Genomic DNA, 22,818 nt, shown 5'->3' with positions numbered 1-22,818 from the left:
AGCATACTACAATACTCTACAATGTCAGATAGCTGGGCTTTGAATGCTTACAGATTTACTACTTTCGCTGATTAACTAGCAATGACCCCAGTGTGGGAGGCACCATCTTAAGGCGTTGAGGAGGGTTTGATGACCAAAACAGGATTAGGCATTCAAGAATTACTGTATTGTGAGCGATCGCAAATTCTAGCAATTGCCCAAAAGCACGGAGCCTATAATGTGCGCGTATTCGGTTCGGTAGCGCGGGGGGAAGCGACCCCAGAAAGCGATATTGATTTGTTAGTGGATTACGATTTAGAAAAAATCACGCCTTGGTTTCCAGGTGGACTATTGCTTGATTTAGAACAACTGCTCAATCGCAAGGTCGATATCGCCACAGTAGATATGTTGAAAGAACGCATTCGGGAGCGCGTTTTGCAGGAAGCTGTACCACTATGAGGCGAGAAGCGGAACGGCTGCAAGATATATTAGATGCAATAGCCGCAATTGAGCGATATGCAAGTCAAGGCAGGCAGGCATTTGATAATCAAGAATTAATCCAAATTTGGATTGTTCATCACCTGCAGATTATTGGAGAAGCAACAAATGCGTTATCGTCCGAGTTGACTAGCCGATATTCGTCCGTGCCTTGGGCGCAAATTGTAGCGTTTAGGAATCTTGTAGTGCATGAATATTTCAGAGTATCGCTAAACCTAGTTTGGGTGATCGTACAGAATAATTTACCTCCGTTGAAGGTAACAGTACAACAGATTTTACAGGAGTTGCTAGATACGTGAGTTCAGCAGCGTTTCTGGCAGCAGCGTTTTTCCTAAGAGTTTCTGATGACCGTAAAAGCGCCCCCTGGTCTAGGGACTTCAATGCCCCTGGACTCACGATTGGGTATTCTGCTCGTCGTGTACATCGACTGCATTTACGGGAAGCCTTGTAAGCGTTACTGAATTCGCTGCGGGTTCAGGACAGTTGTACGTGGTTTTTCGCTCGGCTTTCCCAAATAAAGAATACCGAGACAAGCTGACAATCTTGGTAGGGTGTGTGGACATGGCTGCCGGGAGAGCGACAATTAACCAGGTTCTTGATTTAAACCAATACTACAGCCACTTTGAAATCCCCCGCGTGGGTATCTGAATTGCGCTAGAAGTGAGAAGGGATGTACCCAGAGACGAATCTTGTTATGCGATTCTTTTTCAAGAATCGATGAAAAAATATTATTCAGGCTGTGTCTTCTCTAAATGATATAAGTGAGGGGCGATCGCGCTTTTTGACAATTTGGGACGTAAGGGCGATCGCGCTTTTTCAGCTTCAAGTATTGCGATTAGCTGTTGCCTTCGTGATGTACTGGATAATCACATCAAAATCCTTACGGATTTCTGCCAATTGTTTTACCCAAGTATTAGAAGCATAAATCACTTCCTCTTCCTTCTGGCGAGCGGCTGCAATTTTCTTCTCAATCTCTCCGTAAACCTGTTGCTCAAATTCAAATAGCTGTATTTCAATTTGATTTTCCAAGTCTATTGCTATTGATTGAAATTGACTCGTAATATCGCGACGAACATCAGACATTTGCCTTTCTCGCTCATGTTCTTGTCGCATTTGTAAAATCTCTACTCCTACCGAAACAAGTGCTACAGCCGGCCCCAGGAATTTAGCAGCATTGCCGATATTTTTGGCCATACCAACCGCCTGCCAAGGCTTAAACTTAAAGCCGACAAATTTTCCCACAGCTAAAACACCTTGATGTAGACTGCCTCCCACTACATCTATAGAACGTAGAAAGCCTTGTTGAGCAGCGGTTTCTACAAAACCCCTCGATGCCAAAGTGGTCAGCTTCACCCCAGCCGTCTCACCGATGCCTTTAAGCCAGTTAACTTGGCTTTTTAATCGCTCCACATCCATACCAGCCTCCAGATTTTGGGCTGATATATTTTGATTTTTATCTAGGCAAGCAACAAAACTCTTGACGAGATCACCTTCTAGAACTTTTTTAACCTCCTGCTGAATATCGTCAACTGCTACATTAACAGCTTCTTGCAGTTTGGTTTCTGCTTTCTCATAATGCTTCTGCACGTTGAGTTCAGTTTGTTTATTAAGCCTTTCAAAGTTCGGATCGCTACCTACTGCTGCGGCAAGAGTGTTACCTTCGCTAGCAACTCCTGAAGACATCTCCAGGGCTATATTTTTAACCTTGGTTCGCAGGCGATCGCGCTCTTTACGCACTGTGCGAGATAACCGTGTCAGCACTTCAAAAAAAGCAGAATCTTCGCTAGAGTTGCGAGTAAAGCTCAACTGAGCTTCATCAACGCAGCTTAGAGCAATTCGGACGGGTGTATCAAAACGAGCCAGGGAGCCACGACGCTCTACAAACTGATTGAGAGCCTCAATAAAAGTTGGAAAGCGGCTGATTTCCGTCAGGAAATCATCTTTGCCGTCAATGCCTTCACAGTAGTCTTTGGCATCAATAAAGCCGATAGGAAATTCATCAAGACTGTAAGGCTTCAGTGCATCGGCAAGACTTTGGCGGTAGTTGACAATCTTTTGCTCTTCTTCTCCTGCTTCATCAGACATTTTATTGATAACCAGCATCATTTTCCAGCGATAGCCTTTTTCATAGGCTAACTTTTTGAAATTCTCTGCTGTCAGTGAGTCAAAGAGCATATAGGTGAGGCAGAAAACCAGCAAGTCAGATTTGTTAATCGCCTCATAAGTAATCTCATCGTGATCTTGGCGGTCTGTAAAAAGTCCAGGCGTATCAATTAGCTTGATGCCGTTCCAGTCATAATTGGTAGTTTTATCAGTAGCAATATCAGCATCAATGCGGATATCGCGCCGCCCTGTCATGCCAGAAATGATGGTTGATTTACCTGCACTGTACTGCCCCACAAAAGCTACGCCGAGAATCCCCTGCTCTTGATACTCTTTTAATTCATCGTCCACTTTTTGGCGGATAGCTGTTAGTTCGGCTGTGTTTCCCTGATCCAGTAAGCTCTCAAATTTTACTAGCGTTTTCGTGAAATATCCAGCAACATCAGCAGCTTTAAATTTCGGGTGGTTCTGAGTCATGGTACTTTAGTTTTTTTTGGGAAGATTCGAGATTGCTAAATGAAATATCCTCTTGAAGGATGTGTTTAATATCCTCTAGGGATTTTTTTAGTCGTTGAACTTTAGATTTTGTGACAATCTTCATGCTACGTCCGAAATCTCTTTCGACTCTAGCAATGGTGTGGTTGATGCACTTATCGGTTAGAGTTTCCTGTTGTTCAGTAGACCAGTCAATGATTCGCTTTGCATAAGCACGATTTAGATAATTTGCTGTCCCTGATAACTTCTTTTTTGCTTCTTCAAGCTGAGTCGCGATCGCTTCTAGCCCTGTAATCAATTCTTCAAAATAGATGTTGATGTTCGTGGTTACGGAATCAGAATACTTACCAAATTCCCTGTGAGCCTGCTGTAGAGTCTTTTGCCTCTGAGTGTTGAGCTGACTTTTTAATGAAGTTGAGATATTTATAACAGCCTCGCGTCGCTTTTCATCTTTGGATTTAAAAAGTCCTGTCATCATGCTAACAACAGTAGTTCCTATCCCTATAAAAATCCCAACAGGAGCGGCTACGAATAACGCTATAATAGTTCCTGCTATCCCTAGAATGCCTCCACCAATTCGCACAAAATCTCGAAAATTGTTTGAATCCTGCTCAGGAAAGTTGAAATCGCTACTACCAAGCTCAGATATTAGCTGTAATTCATTTCCTATTTCCTCCAGAACTTCCTGAATTTCCTTATTGAATTTTTGGCTAGTCTCTTCATAAGCTATCTTTAAGCGTTTCTCAAATCGAAGTGCTTTTAACTTTGTTTCCCATCCCAGCTTCATGGCAACTTCGTTACAGTTCCAATGATCTTCTGCAAAAGATGGAACAGCTTCTATAGCCTCTTGAAAAATCCTCTCGATTTTTTGCAGTAAAGAGTCTTTAGCATCCTTAGCTGTTTTTCGGATGTCCTTTTGGATTCCCTCGCGCTCATTTTTCAAAGTTTCTGTCAATTTTTCATAGACTAAAGCTTGTTTATTTACCCACTTATAAGGCTTATCGATTTCGCCTACGGTAGAACCGAGCAGAGTTTGAGAGCGACGAATTACCCCATGATCGACGAGAGATAGACGGATTGAACCTAGAAACTTCTGCATCCGACTTGCCTGAAAAAGCTCCTGTTTCTTCTTTGCGTGTTCTGGTTCGCGGGAAAGCTGCGCCGCCAACAGCATCACAGGAACAATATCGAAATAGTCATTAGCATAATGCTCACGAGCGTAGCGACGGATACGTTCAATGTGTCCGCCTAGACCACTTTGACCATCCATTTCAAACAGTTTATCGGGGTTTTTTAAGAAATCCTCCAACCGATGAGAGTGCCGTAGGTTCTTCTTGACATTCAGTAGAATAATTAATGGCTTGGCTTTTTCCTTTAATAGCCGCAAGAAAGCAAACTCACTCTCTTGGATACTCTCATTTGTCACCACATAACAAATCACATCTGACTCGTCGATAATACTTTTAGCAATTTGTTCATCACTTTGGCCACCCGGAGCACCAATCCCAGGAGTATCAATGATGCGGATATTCTTCCACTCGTACACCCGATTAAACCGAGTTGTGCGCTGCTTTCCTACACCTATCGCATCCCATCCATCATCTGTAACTATGGCGTGAAGAGTGCTTTTGCCAGCCTTAGTCTTGCCCATAAATGTGATGCTGAAATGATTGAGAGCGCGTTCCTTGGCCCGAAGCGACTCGCGCACAATTTCCATTTCTTTGATAATTTCGGCACTTAGAGCATTTCTAGTATCCTCAAGTTGCTTGGCGACTTCCTTAGCAGTGGTAGCTTGACCTTTACCGCTTGTTTTATGTTTGATGTCTTCGATAGCCACTTGAATATTTGTTTCCAAGTTGGAAAGGGCTGATAGAGCTGTTAGAAGTGCCGATTTTGCAAATTTATAATCTTCATCAGCGATGACTGCACACTGACGAATCGCCTCATCATATTCTGGCCCAGTTAACAGGATTTCCCGACGTATTTGCTCAACTTTTTGCTCACTCCCAGTGAGCTTTGCTACATTATCCACTAATGCGCGTGAAAGGAGAGAATCAGCCCCTGCAAGGAAACGCGCACCGATAGAGGGTTTCTGTTGTTGGTTGTGTTCGCCTATGAATCGGGTATCAGCGAAGGCTCCTGCTTCTACAAGCTGCCGCTGTACTTCTCCCGTTGGCCAGTTCCAAATCCCTGCTACTTGTTCCGCCATCTGGCGTTCTAATGCTGAACAGAAACCGTCAACATAGGCGATCGCCAACATTTGGGACATAGCCTCACTTTGCTCACCGGGTGACACTTTTGGAGCTAAATCCTCTACAGAAAGCTGGTTTTCCTCTTGAGCCAGAATTTTTTCCATCTCAGCGAGAGTGCGTTGAGAAGCGCCGATCTGCGTTGCTAGTTCGCGTAGTGCTTTCGACTCTTCATTGTGAATCTGCTGATCCGCACAGACCATGTGTGTGACTAATAAGAATGGGTAGTCGAGGTGTTCGGTGATTCTTGAGCTTAGGTCAGACATCTTAACTTACTCAATATTTGGATTGGTCACTGATTAAGGCAATAGACTGGCACTCCCGACAGATGTTAGGGCCAAAAAAACGATTTTAAATGCTTCTTCCCATTTCCTAGATTTTGCGTTTCCTTGTATAACACCTAACTGAATTATTTTTTAGCTTGTTGTTGGTTTATTTATCTGTTTGTTGTCATAAATTCTTTCCTAAATACCAAGCTTGTCAAGCCAGATAAAGTCATATTTAACAGCTTTTTTCCATCCCCACTCGACATAAAAAGTCAATTTTAGCTGGTTTCTACCAAAAAAGTCATATTTACAGCAATCTTAAATGATTTATGAGATAATAACCAGAATCCCTACATAATTTCTCTATGTTAGAAGAGTTAACGGAATTTATTCAATCTAATTCCGCTCCCCGCGAGTGGAAAGGAGGTCAGTAACTGTGAACCAGTGCGGATTTCCAATCCCATCTGTACAACTCCCCTGCCACACCTGCAGATCGCAACCGCTTCAAGCTGCTGTGGTGTAAATACTGCGCCCGACCTCAGAATAAGATTCATAAACGTGCTGGTAAACCTCTTGACATTTGCGCTGATACACTTCGGTTGAGTAGCTTTCGGGCAATTGGTCTAAAGCTTCCTCGATCGCCATTTTACTTTAACGGCTGCCTTGGTTTGCTGTCGCCTGCGCCAATCTAACACTAATTTTTCTTGCTTTAGGGTTGACAAAAGCTCTTTTGCTAATTTCTGTAATAGCGACAATACTCAAATCAATTTCAAGGTTGAATCAGCTTGGCAAGGCTTAACCATAGACCCAGCTAGGGTTTGAGAGATTTTGTTCTATTATACTCTGCGGCTTAGTGACAGAAGAGGGGTAAGTAAGTTGTCACCAATGCCCCCCGGAGGCGATCGCATCCACCTCAACATCACTCAGCACTTTGGGTTCCATCTCATACAAATCAGTCAGAATAAGCTTGACATTGGGAAACGCAAAATACTCCGTCAGCTTACCGATGCGATAATTAAAAGCTTTGTATCGGTGCTTGAAGTACAGTTCCACATTCCCCCGGTGTTCCCACAATCCCAGCAAATTGACAGTCACATCCGAGTAATGCGCTTTCACATCCCGCTGCACTTCGGCGATTCGTTCCTCGATCGTTCGAGTTGTTACCCCAATTTTATAGAAGTAGTGACCGTCCGCTTTTACTTCAAGGAAATAGAGCGAGTTCACCAGAATCCGACGAAGCTGCGCTCGATAAATCAGCAAATCAGCCCGCCGTTCTTCCAAACAAGATAAACCCGCAGATAAAGCAATCTCTACAGAACCTTCCAACGAAGCCAGCTCCGACACCAGCAAAGGTTCTTGGACTTGGTTAAACAGCGCCAGGGGAAGCGCACCCACTGGGATTTTACCCAAGTCGGTAAACTGATAAGAGCGATCGCCCTCCGAATCCAGTAATCCTTTCAACTGCCACCGAAAGTTTACCAAGTCTTTGGGAATGGCGTAATTTTGTGCGCCGTACTCTTTCCACAGCACTTTCAATTGCTCCAATTCTTCACCCTTAAGTTGGATGTTGAAGTTGTCATAGAGAGGCAGCGCGGGAAACGCTTTGGTTTTAATCCGCTGCGACACGGGCTTGCAAGTTTCCTCAGTGTGCGCGAAGTGATGTTCTTTCACCGAACCCTTTTTTGCTGTGAGTCCGCCACCGCAGTAGAGGCAAGTTAGCTGAGTTTTTCCGCGCGCAACCTCATCAATGCTCGTCAGTTCGCCACTGAGAGCAACGCCAAATTTTAGCCACATTGTCAACAATTCTCCTTTGAGCAGGTTTTTGGAGATGCACCCGCTCCACATAATTGAGGATTTTAACAAGCTGCTGCGGTGTAAATACGGAGTCCTGGCTCAGAATAACATTCGTAGACGTGCTGGTAAACCTGTTGGCATTTGCGCTGATACGTTTCGGTTGAGTAGCTTTCGGGCAGTTGGTCTAAAGCTTCCTCGATCGCCACTTTAACTGCCGCACTTCTCAATTCATCGACTAGGGCGGCTTTCGATTGTACGGGAGTGTCGCCTTCTGGCGACATAGCCACCGGATACAAAACCGTAAATTCTAGGGCTTTTTGCAAGTCGCGGAAAACGCCGATATAGTCTACAATCAGCCCGTTGACTTTATTCCCAAACACACGATTTGCCCTGGCGATTGTAGACAGTTTGCGGATATGGTGGGTGACGCTGACAAAATTGCTCTATTTCTTCCTTGGGGATTGTGATTGGTAACGTTCTAAGTTCACTCATTTTTTCTCTCCAGCGACACCACTAGATTAAACTTTGTTTTCAGGTCTGAGACATTTCCTTGTCACATATTCCCGAAAATCCTTACTATAAAGCTTTCCGTTCGTTTCCCAATACTTCGCTACTCCTGGATACTCCAGTTTAATTTTCAGGTAATTAGACCAACCTTCCCATAAAACTTCATCTAATAAATTGTTTTTATATTGATAATGGAGATTTTCATAGAAATTAAAAATGCTACAAACAAGTTCCCTAAACCTTAGCGCTTCATCTTTTTCTAGCGCTTCAGGCTCGTCACAGCCTAGCCGATAGATGCGTGCTGCTTCTGAGTCTTGGCTAATCCGGGCTTCTATTTCTGCATACACACTAATAATTGATTGATAAGTAGCTCCTTTTATAGCTTTCGTACTAGCTCGAACCTGTATAGCCACATAGATGAGAGATACAATAACTCCAACCGCCTGAATAATTCCAGAAATGTCATCTATAGATAGTGAAAAATTGCCTGTAGTCATATAGTTTCTGATTTCATTCTCCTTATTTCCTGCAATGCCTTATCTCTAAAAGTTTGGTTCTAAAATCATTGCTACATTCTCAGCAATTGTTTCCTCTAACCCTCGCGCCTCAACATTCAAAATCTCCAATTCCTCATTCAACTCCTCCAACCGTGCGGCAAAATCAAAATCCTCCGCTTCCTTGCGTTCCGCTACCCCCACATAACGCCCAGGATTGAGACTCCATCCCTGCGCCTCAATCTCAGCCAATGTTGTTATTTTACACAGCCCCGCCACATCCCGATAAACCTTGTCTGGGAAAGTCTCAGTCAGCATTTCGGAACCACCAACCGTCAACTCTGCCTTTTCCTCTCGGTACAGCCGCACAATATTTGAGATAAACTCAACCTGTGCTTCGCTAAACTCCCGATGGGCCCGATCGACCTGACGGTAAATATGCCGCGCATCAATAAACAATACTTTATCCTCGCGAGGAGTTTTCAGCTTCCGCCTGTCGAAAAACCACAGCGTACAGGGTAGCGTCACCGTATAAAAGAAATTAGAACCGATCGCAATCATCACATCCACCGCCCTTTTTTCAATCAACTGGCGGCGAATCTCCAACTCTGAACCCCGCGCATCCGACGCTGAGTTTGCCATCACAAACCCCGCCCGTCCCTTCGGATTCAAAGCCGTATAAAATAACTGAATCCAGAGATAATTAGCATTGTCAGTTGTCGGCGCACCAAAGGGATAATGAGGGTCGCCCTTAATCTTCTCTCTATCCACCCCATTAACATTAAACGGCGGATTCGCCATCACAAAATCAAATTCACCGACGCTGTTGTGAATATCTTGATAATAAGTGTTACCTTCCCGGATATTTCGCAAACCAGAAACCCCGTGAACTGCCAAGTTCATCTGACAGAGTTTCACAGTTCCGTCTACCTTTTCCTGACCGTAAACACTAATTACTTGATTGGGGTCAAATCCTAACTTATTGCGAACCCGAATCGCACTCTGCACCAGCATTCCCCCAGCACCACAAGCCGGGTCTAAAATTCGCCCGTAACTCGGCTCTATTACATCGACTATCAGCTTTACCAGTGAAATTGGAGTAAAAAACTCTCCGCCTTTCTGCCCTTCTTTTTGAGCAAAATTTCCTAGGAAATACTGATAAATTTCCCCAAACGCATCCTCAGTAATATTGTTTCGGGGAATCCGATTTAAGATTTTCAACACCCGCAAAATCGGTTTTTCCAAGCTGTTGTAATTTCTAGGCAAAGCGCCGCCAAGTTCCTCATTCTCATCTGCGATCGCCTTCATCGCCGCATTAATCGCCCCGCCAATATCCTCAGCTTCCGGGCGATCTATTAAATAATCAAAACGGGCCGTTTCCGGTAAATAAAGCGCGCAAGAGTGCCTGGTAATCTGTCTTACCCACCGTGCGCCGCCTGCTGCTTCCCGCTGCAATTTCCTGTGAAACCAAGCCAAACTTATAGTCAGCGTACAGCAGAAAAACCAACCCCAAAACGGGGACAGAATATTCCGAAGGCTTGAGTTTAGAATTAGCCCGCTCGTTCATCGGCTGCTTCCCAAAGGCGTTTTTCGAGTTCGGTGTAGAAGGCTTGCATCTTCGCGTTAAATTCCCACGTCCTTGATTGATTCTCTAGTCTTCGGCAACAAACAGCACCGCCTCGTACAAGCTCTTATTTTACGCGAGATCGTCCGAATGACGAATAATTGTAACCAACTCAGGATTGAGAGCTTCAGGCGCAGGTTCAAGCGATCGTCACCAATCGGGAATTTCTTCAGGCTCCGAGTCTGATAGGCCTTGTGACAGTTGCTCTCTTGGTAACGGCATAGCAGGCAATTCATCCTGTACGCGAGGAAATACCTCTTTCCCCGCGTAGGAAAGCATGGAAAGTGAAGCGATCGCTCCTTTGACTTGATCCGGCTTCACCTCTAAGTAGCGCTGTAACTGTTCGAGGTTACTGTGGCCGCTGATTTCTTGAATAATCCGCAGCGGAATGCCGGCGTTGCTCATCTGAGTCAGGGCGGTGCGACGGAAGCTGTGGGTGGATGCTCCCTCGATGTCGGCGCGCTCGAACGCTTCTCTCAAAATCCGATCCGCTGAGTTGGGGTGCAAATGCTTCCAGTGGTGTTTCGGGTAGCGGCCGGGGAATAAATAAGTCTGACCCGCGTTGGGTTTCCAAGATGTTAGGAGACTTCGCAAATCTTCAATGACCGGAATCGTTCGGGTTTGGAGTTTTCCTTTGGTGTTGCGCTTGCGGAAGTTGATTGTAGGTCGGACTGTACCTCTGGCAGTGTAAATATCGATGACTTCTAAGGAACAAGCTTCAGCAATCCGACAAGCGGTGTAGAGACAAACTCCGAACAGCGTGCGATCGCGTGAGGTTTGCAAACCTTCGTTGAACAAAAGCTCGATTTCCTGTTGCGTGAATATCTTGGCCTGCCCGTGTCCCTCTATCTTCATCTTGGTAAACTCGACCCTATTATACCACAGAGTTTGCCGCAAATACTGCATTGCTGCATCGATCGGGGGTATTTCTTAACGTGGTAGTTCAGCTCACGATGGCTAGAATACACAGCATCCGTCGCTGGGTTGACGACGGGACTGGACAAAATTAGCCCGTTTCTTCGTTGACTGTCATACAACGCGATCGCACAAATTTGTTTGGTAAGCACGATTATGCTTTGCTTGGGCTGCTGTGGGGTAATGCTTTGAGACGAAACAACGGGGGTTGCGACCAACAAGCCGTTACCGAAATGCTTGATGGATGTTTTGAGTATTTTTACTGGCTTGTATCAGTAATTCGTTAATTAGGGGCGTGTTTTTGCCTGCCACCAAGTCTCTAATTTTGTGGCGATGACGCTGTAACGCCGCTCGGGAGAAGGAATTGGAGTTTACAAATTAGGTGTTGTTGGGCTGGGATTCATTCAAGTGGTATCGACGTACAATCAGCTACCGATACGGTGAGACTTATCAAACAAGCTCAATCGGTGAGAAAAGGTTCACCCCAAGCGTTGATATTCCGCAGCCGTGCGGTGAAGGGGACAAAGCTCAAAACCGAAGCAATGGAGTTGTGTCACTCAAATGAGTGTCACTCAAATGAGTGACTAGGCGATTTACCTTGTCTTGCTCATAATGAGATCGAGGGTACAAAATAGCTCACAAATCCTAAGTATTACTAAGCAATAACGCCTTAAGGGGCGACAAATGTACCCAAAAAGATCCAAAAGCTACGCATTCATTTTTATGCCTTAACTGGCAAGGAAAAGCACTATGGAACCGAAGTATATGCGTGAGAATCGCTACTCTTATCTCACAACAGCTTGGCGACAACCCTTAACCGTAGACTATCAAGCAGAAACTCCAGAAACCATATTTGAGCGGAAAGTACAGCAGTCGTTTCTGGAAGGACACAAATATTTACATCAGGAAGAATTTGGGCTGGCATTAGATGTGTTTCGGGAAGTGCAAGCGTTGATTCTCAAAACAGTGCATCCTCAACTACCTATTAATCCCTGGAAGTCCCTGCCTTTTGTCACCATTGATGCTGCGTTCGTCGATGCTTTTGTTATCAAAGCAGGTGATATCCTGAATAAAACCCCGGCGATCAAGTATCAGTTTCCGGCATCGCTGATCAGTGAGCAATCGATTTTGCCTGCTGCAATCCAGAAACAACTGGAACCTGTAGTTAATAGTGGGCTGCAAGTCACATCGTTTCATCAAGCTGTTTCAGAAAAATTGGCGCAATCTTTGCTTGCAGTGGATGAAAGCGAATGGACAGTTGCACTTAAAGGCTATGAAGTTGCCTTACAGTTGATACCCCAAGATGCGATCGCGTTTCGGGCAGCGTTATTGCATGACATGGCAATTTTCAATGAAAAAGCGAATAACAAAGAGCTTGCGATCAGGAATGCAGAACTAAGCACTAAATTATTTACTGAAGCAAAGCTACCTGAAGGACAATTTCAAGCCCTAAGCACCAGCGCAAAAATCTATGCCCGTGCAGGACAGCAAGATAAAGCAGATGCAGCATTGAAAAGTGCTAAGACATTGAGTGATCGGTTCAATTTAGATCCTGTGGTGTCGTCTAGACGAGAACTAGAGTTAGTTCCGATTAATCGAACTCTAGAACGATTACCGAATCGTTTAGATCGGGTTTCAATTCCGTCAACTTTGCCGAGTCAGATTACACCAAGGGTTGGAAATATAGTAGCGTCTACGGCTGTTCAATCGTTCACCGATCGAGTCAGCGAAATCCCAGCTAATGCGTTGGTGTTGATGGCACCGGAATATCTTAAGTTGAACACTGCTACGAAATCGCTGACTATCCAAGGAGAAACGACAGCAACTGCGATCGCGTTAAATGCAAACGCCACGGTCAGTGTTAGAAACTTCCATCAACTATTGGCAACAACAACGGACTTGGAACTGCTAACGGGATTTGATAGAAATCCGGCACAAATGGTAGCGTACTTGCCACATATGTACTTTTTTGTGATCCCGATGGCAATCGGGGATTGCTTAATGGGACTGGGCAATTTGTCGGAAGCAGAACAGCAATATCTTAGCGTCTTGCCTTATCCGTTCATCAACCGGGAATACGAAATTGTCAAACTCTGGACACGATTGGCTGAGGTTTGTCTCGACATGGGCGATGCTGCTTACCGACGGGCAAAAGATAATGTGGCAGCCTTTGCAGAAGCAAAACAACTTTACGAAAAAATTGTTCAAAGCAACAACACACTGGATTCCAACTCATCCTTGTACAAGGATGTGAAGTTTGCAGCAGTCAAGAACCGCATCACAAACTTCCTGGGGGCTAAAAATCCGGTTACTCACAACGACAATCCGGTGCTGCTCATCAAAGTAATGGAAGCTCGCACTAAGCTGAATCAAATAAATGCGGGCTTAAATTTCTTTGGCTTTGCACCCAATTATGTACCACCGTTTAGTTTTGAATATTTGCAAACGACGGCTCGATATTTTTCGCAACAAGCCTCCCAGATTGAGCAACGCTATATCCAGTACAAGAGTACGGCTGAAAATGAAACATTGCGACGCGAACAGTTAGATCAACAGGCAGATGTGGCTGGTCAGTCAGTAATTTTGGAACAGCGCGGTGTGGCTGAAGCACAAGCAGGCATTAACGTTGCTAACGCAAGTTTGAACTATGCTGAAACTCAGCGATTAGGCGCGATCGACGCAAAAAACGATTTTAATAGCGTCCGTTGGGAACTGCTGGAACTTTCTGAAGCTGAGGCTTGGGCGAATGCGTCCAGCGTGGATCGAGATGAACAAGTTAAACTTACCTGGAACGGTAATTACTATAGCTCTTCCAAGGAGCGCCGTAATGTGGTGCTTAAGGAGCTTGCTTATCAGCGCACTCGCATTTCCCATGACTTAGAAGCGGACAAACTGCAACGAGCGATCGATTCGGCAACAGCATATAAGGGAATTGCCCAGGCACAGATTGCCCAGGCACAGGCACGTAAAGCGATCGCGGAACAACGAGTCCAAATTGCCCAACTTCAGCAACGTCATGCCGAAGAAAATCGGGATTACCTGGACATGAAAGAATTCAGCTCGCGACTCTGGTTTGAACTGGCACGGCAAGCACGGAAACTGAGCCAACGATATCTGGATATGGCGACAGAAATTGCGTTTCTGATGGAACGCGCTTACAACGCAGAAACCGAGCGAAACATTCACGTGATTCGCTACGACTACAGCCGTACTTCATCGGGAAACTTGATGGGTGCAGATATTCTGCTAGCTGACGTTGATTACTTTACCCTGGATCACGTCACCACCACCAAACACAAAAAGGCTCCAGTCAAGAAAACGATTAGCCTTGCTGATGCCTTTCCAATGGCATTTCAACACCTCAAAACCAAAGGACGCTGCTTCTTCCAAACAGAACTGAGCGACTTTGATCTAGAGCATCCTGGACTTTTCCTATGTAAGCTGCGGAACGTGGAATTACTGTTTGTGGGAATTACGCGGGCAACATCGATCGCGGGTACGCTTCGCAACGTTGGGGTGTCGAAATTCCGATTAGAAAGTGGCACTTTGGCAACTCGGCTCTATCCATCTGATGTGATGCCGTTGTCACAGTATGATATTCGTCAAGATGCCCTCGCTTTCCGATTTAATCCGAACGATTTGCGCTTATTTGAGAACAATGGCATCGATACGCTTTGGCAATTAAGTTTGCCACTGGATGCGAATGACTTTGATTACAGCGAAATTCTCGATGTGCAATTAGTTCTTTATTACGATGGCTTCTTTAGTCCGTCGCTAGAAAGTAGCGTTAAAGCTGCGCTGCCCAAATCGGATACCGCATCTCGTGCTTTTTCGATGCGGCTCATGTTCCCGGATGAGTTGTTCTACTTGAAGAATCAGGGCGATGCAGAATTGGTTTTTGATGCAGGAATGTTTCCTCGCAATCAAACTAAGTTAATGCGAAGGGTTGTAACGCTCAAGGTAACAGGCGAACCAGCAGTAACAGCAGGGTTAACCCTACAGCTAACATCTAAAGAATTGGGTAGCACATTGGCTGTAAAAACGGATGCAAACGGAGAAACCAATTCAGCTGCACCAGGGAATCTATTGAAAGGCTTAGAAAATCGCTCAATGTTCGATCAGTGGACTGTGAAAATTACCGCAACGGATAATCCTAAGTTGGTCAAAGACGGTGGTCTCAATCTCAAAGGAATTGCGGACATTCTAATCTTCTTTGAGTACCGCTTTGATTATCGGTAAATTCGCTCTCTGAGATTGCACACACAAAGAGCCCTGACTTTAAAAATAAGTCGGGGATCTAGAAAATGACTTATTTCCAGCATTAAGGAACAAAAACTATGGCACAATCAACGGCAAAATCAGGCATGACATCACCGCCCGCAGGAACGGGAAATGTTCCTGGTTTAGGAGAATCTTTCAGCATTAACTTGAATACTGGACAAGGCGTCTATTCCTACAAATTACCGCTACCCGATGGTGTTGTAGGTCATACTCCGCAACTGACTTTGGAATATTCTCATGGAAGCGGGTTAAGTGAATTTGGCTTAGGTTGGCGCATGACGCGACGTAGTATTGCCCGTCGTTTGGATTTTGGCGTTCCCGATGTCGGAGTTACAGAACGATGGATGGATTCGGGCAATGAGCTTGTGTCTGTCGGAGAGAATCGATTTGCTGCCAAAGTTGAAACGCTTTTTACTCGCTACACTCGTGAAACAGAAGGCTGGAAAATCGAAGAACGTAACGGCATGGTGCATTGGTTAGGCATTACACCAGAAACTCGTATTGCTGATCCAGTCCATCTCGATCGAGTGCAGCAATGGTTGCTAACGCAATCGCTCGATTCGTCCGGAAACACGATCAAATACACATACCAGCACGATCGCGGCATTGCTTATCTTGCCAGTATTCGCTACGGTGCCTATGCGATTCAATTCGTTTATGGTGATCGCCCGGATGTTCGTTCAGAGGGTCGCATGGGCTTTGTGCGGCAACAACAGAAACGGTGTCAGCGCGTCGAACTCTACCTCGATCCGGCTGAAGAAAGTCAACGGCTTTTACGGACATGGACATTCAGCTATCAACTCGATCCTTTGAGTGGCATCTCGTTGCTGAACGCGATTCAAATGACTTCCCACGGTTTAGCTGCCGACGGTTCCGAGGATGTGGTACGTCCGCCCGCCACGTTTAAGTATTCTTCGTTTGAGCCGCAACACTACCGCTTAGACTGGATGACCGCTCCAGAAGGAACACCACCCCCACCGTTAAGCGATCCAGATGTTGCACTGGTGACGCTGGATAATGCGCCGTTACCGGGAATTTTGCAGGCTGTGAACGGACAGCAATACTACTGGCGAAATCGGGGCGATCGCGCTTGGACACATCCGACTCGGTTAGCCAGCACGCCACAGCTCGGATCGTTTGCCCGTGCCGGAGTTGCGCTGATTGATATCGATGCGTCAGGAACTGCGGATCTCGTCATGGCTGGCAGTTCTTCCCAACACGGCTATTATGCCAACCACGGACGAGCGGGATGGCAAGAATTTGTCTTCTATCCCCGTGGTAAACGCACGGCTCCAGCGTGGAATTCTGGACGGTTGAGATTAACTGACAGCGATGGAGATGGTCGGATTGATGCGATGAGCAGTGCAAATCGTTCCTTTGCCGTGTGGCTCAATCAAGCCGAACAAGGTTGGGCAGAACCGTTATTAGCACCCAAAGGGACTGGAGACGATCGCCCTGATGTCGATTTAGACGATCCCACAGTCTTTCTGGCTGACATGACTGGAGACGGTTTACAAGATTTAGTGCGAGTGCGATCAGGACGGGTAGAATATTGGCAGAGTTTGGGACGGGGACGATTTAGTGATCGCACTATCATGACAAACAGTCCACGCTTACGTGATGCTTTTCGCAATCCCGATCAACTGTTTCTCATCGATATCAACGGCGATGGTTGTGCCGATTTAATTTATGTGACGGCACTGAATATTGAGATTTTCATTAACCAAAACGGACAAACGTTTGCTAATCCAATTGTGATTGATCTAATTCCTGCTCCGATTCCGGGTACTATTCGCGCTATTGATATGAATGGTCGCGGCAGTGGCGGATTACTCTGGAATAGTAGCCGTAATAATCGCATTGCCTATGTGTATCTCGATTTTGTTCCGGTAAATCCTCCTTATCTGCTTACCCAGGTTGAAAATGGCTCTGGATTAATTTCACAAATTGATTATCGTCCCGCGATCGAAGATTTTCTTATCGATCGAAATGCTGGGCAACTGTGGCAAACGAATTTTCCATTTCCCTTATTGGTGGTTGCTCGAACTCACGAGCGCGATCAGGTTTCTGGGCAAGTAGTTGAAACGCGGTACTGCTATCATGAAGCGCATTACGAGATGCACTCGCGGCAGTTCCAGGGATTCCGACGGACAGAACGGATCGAGATTGGAGACGAAAGCCGTGCGGATACGTTAACTGTATTTCATTATTTGATGGCACAAGAACGGCTACCAGGAAATGGTAGAGAATATGCGGCGTTAAACGGGAAATTGAGACGGACTGAAGTTTACAGTTTAGACAATTCGCCACTTGCCACTCGACCGCTTCGGATTGAAGAAACTGATTATGGATTGCAGCATTTAGTGGATGAAATCGCCACAGAAGCGCGTGTTTTTATGTTCGCAAGTTCTCATCGCAGTGAAGATATCGAACGGACGGATGATGTACGCGGTGAAGAAAAAATTTATCGCTACGATGCTGTTGGGAATGTGATCGAAGAACGACATCGAGGCTACGGACAACGCGCTGGAGTCCCTCAACCCGAACGGTTACGCATTACGCAAATTGACTATGCCACTTCAACCGCTTGGTTAGTGGATAAGCCTTCCCATATTGTGGTGCGCGACGGTAATAACAAACTGTTGACCGAAACCCATCGCTACTACGACGGTGAAAACTTTGTAGGGTTGCCTTTGGGACAAGTCAAACGTGGTTTGCTGAGTCGAGAAATTCGGTTAATCTTACCCGAAGCAGAATTTCAAGCGCACTATACCGCAATGGATCGAGCCGCCTTAGGTTACTTTGCCCAAACCGATGCCGATGGAACTCCTGCAATTTTCGTCAATACCGAGCGTCATGCTTACGATACACGAGGTTTGAAACACAGCGATCGAGATGCGTTAGGTAACGACACCCGTTATGAGTACGATGCAGATGGACTGTTCCGCACAAAATTGATCGATGGCTTGGGCGAAACTCGGTTTGAGTACGATCGCGCCATTGGACAACCGAATGTCATCACGTACAGCGACGGTTCTCAAACCCACATGACTTATGATGCTCAAGGCAGAATTCGGATCGTTACGCTACCCACAGAATCACCCGAAAAACCCTCTCGCCTCTTTACCTATGATGACAGCTCGATTCCAAACACTCGTACCGTTCGTTTCCGTCAATCTGCCGACACAGAAGTATTCTCTTTAGCCATCACTTACTTCGACGGCTACGGAAAAGAGTTTCAACAACGCATTCAAGTGGATGATAAAAAGTATCTCGTTTCTGCATTGAATGTAAAAAATCCTTGGGGACACACCAAACAAGAATACGCACCAACGTATTCAAGTAATGGAGAATTTTCACTTCCGTCTACAGCAGATAAATTGCAGCGTCAATTCTTCTTTGATGCCAGAGGACGAGCGATTAAAACAATTAACTACAACGGTGGAGTTTCAACAGCAAGCTATGCTCCATTTGAAGTAATTACGGCTGATGCTAACGATAACGACAATTCTCCAGACAACATTGCCAGAGGTCAATTCAACACACCAAAACGAGAAATTTTTGATGTCTTTCGCTATCGCACTCAAACCATTGAAACCATTTCAGCAAGCGAAGCGATAACAACAACCTATCGTTCTGGTGTATTGGGCGAACTGCTGGAAGTTCAAACAAGTCAGGGTTCATTGGCAACCTATGAATACGATCGCTTAGGTAACCGCTTAGTGATTCACCACCGCGAAGCAGGCGATCGCCGCACTTGGTACGATGCCCGCTCCAAAGCCGTCCGCACCCTCGATGCCAATGGGAATGACATTCGTGCAACTCTCGATCGCCAAGGACGACTCAAGCAACTGAAAGTCGGTGATACCGTTCTTGAATCCTACGCTTATGATGATCTAACTCGAAATGCATTAGGTCGGTTAGCGGAAGTGACCTATCAGGGCGGAAGTCAAGCTTTCAACTATGATCCATCCGGTCGCTTAGTGCGCCATGACTATCGCTTCGAGGGCATCAACACGCCGCAAACTGTCACCTATGACTACGATGTCTTGGGACGAGAAATAGCTGTAACCTACACCGATGGCACCAAAGTTAGCAAAGAACTCACTCCCAACGGTTGGATCAAAGCGATTCCGAGCATTTTGCAGCAAATCGAATACAATCCCGCAGGTGTGCCGACGAAACTTGTTTACGCCAATGGAGTTGTTACCGACTTAACTTATACCGAAGGAGCAGCGCGGGTAAAAACTCAAACCACGATCGCGCCTTTGGGTCAGGTGATGGAACAAGTCACCTATGACTATGACCTATTTGGATTACTCCTGCAAAGTCAGGATGCTGCATTAGGAGGGGTGGGTGATCGGGCTTACCGCTACGATCCATTAAACCAAGTTCGCTCAGTCACCATGCCTGAAAACGGCACAACAGTCACTCAAACCTATGATTACATTGATCACTACAATCTGACTCGATTTGACGAAACCGGATCGACCTTCCACTACGACGATCCACTGCATCCTGATCGCATCATGGGCATTAAGCCAACCGCTAACGATCGCGTTAATCTCACGTATGATGCCAACGGAAATCTTCTGTCTCTTCCCAACAAAACGTTCCGCTATAACTTCAAAAACGAATTAGAGCGGTTTGAATCTACCGATGGACTTACCGCAGAATACCGTTACGATCATCAAGGACAACGCATCAGCAAAACAGTCAACAATGGACACGGACTCACAACGCGCACTTTCTTCTTAGGTAAATCAGCCGAAATTAGCACAGGACAAATCGTTTACTTTGTGAATTTAGGACATTTGCGCGTGGGTATGATCATCGATGGCACACCGACTTTTGTACATGGCGATCCTCAAGGAAATTCCGCCTTCTTTTCTAACGCATCCGCGACGAAAATTGCTGCGATTGCCTACCGACCCTTTGGCAATCTCGTTTCGAGTATCGGAAACGTTGATCGACGCACCTACGGCATTCATCCCTTTGATGTCGAATCTGGGTTGTACTATATGCACCGTCGCTACTATGCTCCAGAAATAGGACGGTTTCTTACTCCAGATCCGATCGCGATTTATCAGCCTAAAGAATACATGGCAACGCCAAAAGCCCTCCATCCTTATATCTATGTTGGCAATGACCCGCTCAATAATATTGATCCAACAGGATTATCGTTCTGGAGTGTTGTTGGTGCTATTGTCGGTGTCATTGTCGCTGTTGTGGTTGCTGCGTTAGTTGTGGCAACAGGTGGCTTACTCGGCGTTGTCTTAGGGATTGCCTTAGCGATCGGCATTACCACTGTTAGTTACATTGTCGCCGACGCTACGGCTGGAACGGCTTTTGGTGAGTTTATGCGCGGTTTTATGATTGGCATGAATGCAGGTCTAAACGCGATTATTGCTACTGCGCTATTTGGTCCGGTTGTTGGCGTTGCGCTGGGTGTAATTAATTTCTTAGCAGCCTTTGATACGATCGCCAATAGCAGCGTTTATCAAGGCATTTTAGGTTGGTCGAGTTGGCTGATGCCGATGTCTTGGCTGGCAACGGCTGTAGGTCTAATCTTCTTCGTCTTAAATGTCATTCCCGCTATCTTCACTCTCAATCAAGTCGATGCAGTCAAAATTAATAGCTTGTCAATCGATTGGGGAACTGGAACAATTGTAATGGAAGGTGGATGGTTATTCTTACCAGGATTCTCGGGCGGATTTAACTTAGGCAACTTCGCTTATGTGACACCTGGAAGTAGTGTCGTTAATCACGAAACAGGTCATTCGCTAAGTAATGCCGCATTTGGAAGCATCTTCCACTTCATTGGCGCGATCGATGAAAATGCCATTCGTTCTAATCCCAGCGATGCTTATGCAGAGAGAATTGCAGAAAGTCATGATCCTACTACTACCGATCCAGATATTATCCCGATTTGGGTTTAGTCTGAACTTCCCCACGGGGTAAGTTCTGTTTAAGCATTTATGTGAATTACCACGCTTGCTGTGGGTATTCCGACGAAGAAAGCTAAAAACATCCAATGCACTATATAGAACCCATTTAACATCTTGAGGGCGATCACTCATAGTAGGCGATCGTCCCCTGCATTTTAGAGAGTCGGCGCTCACTTTCGCTGATCGAAGAAAGCTGAAACTATTAGACATCTCCAATAATTCCAATCCCTTCCCCCGCTTGGTTTCGGGAGTTGAGCCCCTTTAAGGGCTCAACTCCCGAAACCAACGATTCAATAAGGGTTTCAACGGTTTGTCAACAAGAAATACCCAATTTTATGACCTAATTTTTACTATTTCTTTTCGGCTTTTATGGACTTTTACTGATACATGACGAGTGCACCGATCCGCCATCGTATTAATCCACATACTACCAAAATTACTGGCTCGTAATTTTTCCGTTTTAACCGAAATCTTTCTGATGCTACTCGAAATATCTTTAGCAATCTAATTAAGTGCTCTACAAAAATTCTTTTTTGAGCCTTTGATTTATTCTCTCTCTTTTGAGCCTGAGTCAGGGGTCGCTCGCGAGGTTTTTTATGAGGAGTGTTAATCAATGGTTCTCCTACATAAGCTTTATCCCCTTGAAATCTTTGTGACGATTTTAATGACAATCTTTGGTCTCTCCAAATTTTTATGTCTGCCGTTGCTCCGGTTTCTCCAACTACTACATCAACGATTTCTTTGCCAGATGGCATGACTATTACTTGGTTCTTTTTAGTATGCCTTTTCTGCTTACCTGAGTAATTATTTTTCTGCTCCCGATCATCTGTAGGTCTTTCTATCGGTTGCTCATAGCTATCTACTATCAACTCAAATTCGGTCAAAATTTCCAAGACCCATTCCAAATCCGAATTATTTTTTTTTACTTGTTCTAACAATGAAGCAGGCAATAACTCTCTCAATATTTTCAACCAGCGGTGAAAAATATAATTAGCGGTTGATTCGCCAATTCCAAATTGTACTCCCAGAATTTGAAAGGTAGGCAGGTGATGCAGGTATACTAATGTCAAAAGAATTTGGTCTGCGATCGTTAGTTTAGGGGGGCGACCGCTGCCTGGTTTAATGATACGGATTTTCTGACTTTCTTGATGTTGTTTCTGACGGTCATACAGATTTTCTGCATTAATAATTAGTTCCATTAGTTGGTCATAGTCTATACCCAACACTCTTTGAGTCTCGGATGGATGTTTTTCAATATATTCTCGGAGCTGACTCATATTTTTTAGGTAAACTTCCATTATAATGTAAGAGCGATCGACCAACTATTTCTTTTTGGGAGATGTCTATTTATCACAACGAGTTGTTTGGAAGCATTCTTTCTGAAAAATATCATTTAATTTAGAGCAGTTTACGCAAACTATTTGATCGCCCACCTGCTGCTCATCCCCTCCCCAACATCCTCATTAAGAAATCCATACCTATCGGTGCAGTAATGCAGTAAGTGCGACTCGTTGTCGTAGAATCAGTGGCTAAAACCACAAAATAACACGGTTCACAGCCATTAAAGGCGGTAAAACTCTTAAGAGTATTCCAACGAAAAAATGATCCAAAATTTCACTCACTTCGACAAAAGATTTCAACGAACCATTTAGTCAAAGTTGGCAA

14 protein-coding genes are annotated in these 22,818 nt (G+C 45.2%); 5 read left to right on the top strand and 9 right to left on the bottom strand.

What is annotated here, in order from left to right:
* Positions 1 to 129: 129 nt before the first annotated feature.
* Together QUA78_RS14775 and QUA78_RS14770 are read left to right on the top strand one after the other, a co-directional pair.
* Positions 130 to 438: a nucleotidyltransferase domain-containing protein gene (locus QUA78_RS14775; RefSeq protein WP_333201268.1), complete on the top strand. Its 309-nt coding sequence runs from the start codon at positions 130 to 132 to the stop codon at positions 436 to 438.
* On the top strand, positions 435 to 776 hold the full coding sequence (locus tag QUA78_RS14770) for a HepT-like ribonuclease domain-containing protein (protein WP_333300959.1): 342 nt from the start codon (positions 435 to 437) through the stop codon (positions 774 to 776). The genes QUA78_RS14775 and QUA78_RS14770 overlap by 4 nt, the downstream gene beginning before the upstream one ends.
* 523 nt (positions 777 to 1,299) lie before the next feature.
* Here QUA78_RS14770 and QUA78_RS14765 read toward each other — a convergent pair.
* The 8 genes from QUA78_RS14765 to QUA78_RS14730 form a co-directional block, all read right to left on the bottom strand.
* Entirely contained in the window at positions 1,300 to 3,057 is a 1,758-nt protein-coding gene (locus tag QUA78_RS14765; protein WP_333300957.1) for a GTPase, read from the bottom strand.
* Entirely contained in the window at positions 3,032 to 5,590 is a 2,559-nt protein-coding gene (locus tag QUA78_RS14760) for a GTPase (RefSeq protein ID WP_333300955.1), read from the bottom strand. Before QUA78_RS14760 ends, QUA78_RS14765 begins: the two co-directional genes overlap by 26 nt.
* 504 nt (positions 5,591 to 6,094) lie before the next feature.
* The gene (locus QUA78_RS14755; RefSeq protein WP_333300953.1) at positions 6,095 to 6,235 is read right to left on the bottom strand and encodes a hypothetical protein; all 141 of its coding nucleotides are present in this window, start codon (positions 6,233 to 6,235) and stop codon (positions 6,095 to 6,097) included.
* A 234-nt stretch (positions 6,236 to 6,469) separates the two neighbouring features.
* Positions 6,470 to 7,384 (bottom strand): GIY-YIG nuclease family protein, encoded by a 915-nt coding sequence (locus tag QUA78_RS14750; protein ID WP_333300951.1) that lies wholly within the window; start codon positions 7,382 to 7,384, stop codon positions 6,470 to 6,472.
* A 62-nt stretch (positions 7,385 to 7,446) separates the two neighbouring features.
* Entirely contained in the window at positions 7,447 to 7,764 is a 318-nt protein-coding gene (locus QUA78_RS14745) for a hypothetical protein (protein ID WP_333300949.1), read from the bottom strand.
* Positions 7,765 to 7,902: 138 nt separating this feature from the next.
* Positions 7,903 to 8,388 (bottom strand): hypothetical protein, encoded by a 486-nt coding sequence (locus QUA78_RS14740; RefSeq protein WP_333300947.1) that lies wholly within the window; start codon positions 8,386 to 8,388, stop codon positions 7,903 to 7,905.
* Positions 8,389 to 8,433: 45 nt separating this feature from the next.
* A complete protein-coding gene (locus QUA78_RS14735) occupies positions 8,434 to 9,861 on the bottom strand; it encodes a class I SAM-dependent DNA methyltransferase (protein ID WP_333398881.1) in 1,428 nt (475 codons plus the stop codon).
* A 298-nt stretch (positions 9,862 to 10,159) separates the two neighbouring features.
* Complete coding sequence (locus QUA78_RS14730) at positions 10,160 to 10,864, bottom strand: site-specific integrase (RefSeq protein ID WP_333398880.1); 705 nt, start codon at positions 10,862 to 10,864, stop codon at positions 10,160 to 10,162.
* 167 nt (positions 10,865 to 11,031) lie between these two features.
* On the opposite strand from QUA78_RS14730, the gene QUA78_RS14725 reads away from it, so the two are divergent.
* The 3 genes from QUA78_RS14725 (at position 11,032) to QUA78_RS14715 (ending at position 21,144) form a co-directional block, all read left to right on the top strand.
* Positions 11,032 to 11,211, top strand: coding sequence for a hypothetical protein (locus tag QUA78_RS14725; RefSeq protein WP_333305410.1), 180 nt, complete (start codon positions 11,032 to 11,034; stop codon positions 11,209 to 11,211).
* 463 nt (positions 11,212 to 11,674) lie between these two features.
* On the top strand, positions 11,675 to 15,163 hold the full coding sequence (locus QUA78_RS14720; RefSeq protein WP_333305412.1) for a Tc toxin subunit A-related protein: 3,489 nt from the start codon (positions 11,675 to 11,677) through the stop codon (positions 15,161 to 15,163).
* Positions 15,164 to 15,261: 98 nt separating this feature from the next.
* Positions 15,262 to 21,144: a toxin TcdB middle/N-terminal domain-containing protein gene (locus tag QUA78_RS14715; protein ID WP_333305414.1), complete on the top strand. Its 5,883-nt coding sequence runs from the start codon at positions 15,262 to 15,264 to the stop codon at positions 21,142 to 21,144.
* Between the two features lie 386 nt (positions 21,145 to 21,530).
* On the opposite strand, the gene QUA78_RS14710 is transcribed toward QUA78_RS14715, so the two are convergent.
* Positions 21,531 to 22,451: a transposase family protein gene (locus QUA78_RS14710; RefSeq protein WP_333305415.1), complete on the bottom strand. Its 921-nt coding sequence runs from the start codon at positions 22,449 to 22,451 to the stop codon at positions 21,531 to 21,533.
* Positions 22,452 to 22,818: the final 367 nt, after the last annotated feature.

The organism is Microcoleus sp. K4-B3 (assembly GCF_036704615.1).
In the GTDB taxonomy this organism is placed as follows: domain Bacteria; phylum Cyanobacteriota; class Cyanobacteriia; order Cyanobacteriales; family Microcoleaceae; genus Microcoleus.
This window is presented reverse-complemented; position numbering and strand designations above follow the sequence as displayed.

What these genes read in the sequence shown, in the direction of transcription:
- QUA78_RS14765 (WP_333300957.1), bottom strand. Translation starts at nt 3,057, where the DNA reads ATGACTCAGAACCACCCGAAATTTAAAGCTGCTGATGTTGCTGGATAT.
- QUA78_RS14730 (WP_333398880.1), bottom strand. Translation starts at nt 10,864, where the DNA reads ATGAAGATAGAGGGACACGGGCAGGCCAAGATATTCACGCAACAGGAA.
- QUA78_RS14760 (WP_333300955.1), bottom strand. Translation starts at nt 5,590, where the DNA reads ATGTCTGACCTAAGCTCAAGAATCACCGAACACCTCGACTACCCATTC.
- QUA78_RS14770 (WP_333300959.1), top strand. Translation starts at nt 435, where the DNA reads ATGAGGCGAGAAGCGGAACGGCTGCAAGATATATTAGATGCAATAGCC.
- QUA78_RS14750 (WP_333300951.1), bottom strand. Translation starts at nt 7,384, where the DNA reads ATGTGGCTAAAATTTGGCGTTGCTCTCAGTGGCGAACTGACGAGCATT.
- QUA78_RS14775 (WP_333201268.1), top strand. Translation starts at nt 130, where the DNA reads ATGACCAAAACAGGATTAGGCATTCAAGAATTACTGTATTGTGAGCGA.
- QUA78_RS14715 (WP_333305414.1), top strand. Translation starts at nt 15,262, where the DNA reads ATGGCACAATCAACGGCAAAATCAGGCATGACATCACCGCCCGCAGGA.
- QUA78_RS14710 (WP_333305415.1), bottom strand. Translation starts at nt 22,451, where the DNA reads ATGGAAGTTTACCTAAAAAATATGAGTCAGCTCCGAGAATATATTGAA.
- QUA78_RS14720 (WP_333305412.1), top strand. Translation starts at nt 11,675, where the DNA reads ATGGAACCGAAGTATATGCGTGAGAATCGCTACTCTTATCTCACAACA.
- QUA78_RS14740 (WP_333300947.1), bottom strand. Translation starts at nt 8,388, where the DNA reads ATGACTACAGGCAATTTTTCACTATCTATAGATGACATTTCTGGAATT.
- QUA78_RS14755 (WP_333300953.1), bottom strand. Translation starts at nt 6,235, where the DNA reads ATGGCGATCGAGGAAGCTTTAGACCAATTGCCCGAAAGCTACTCAACC.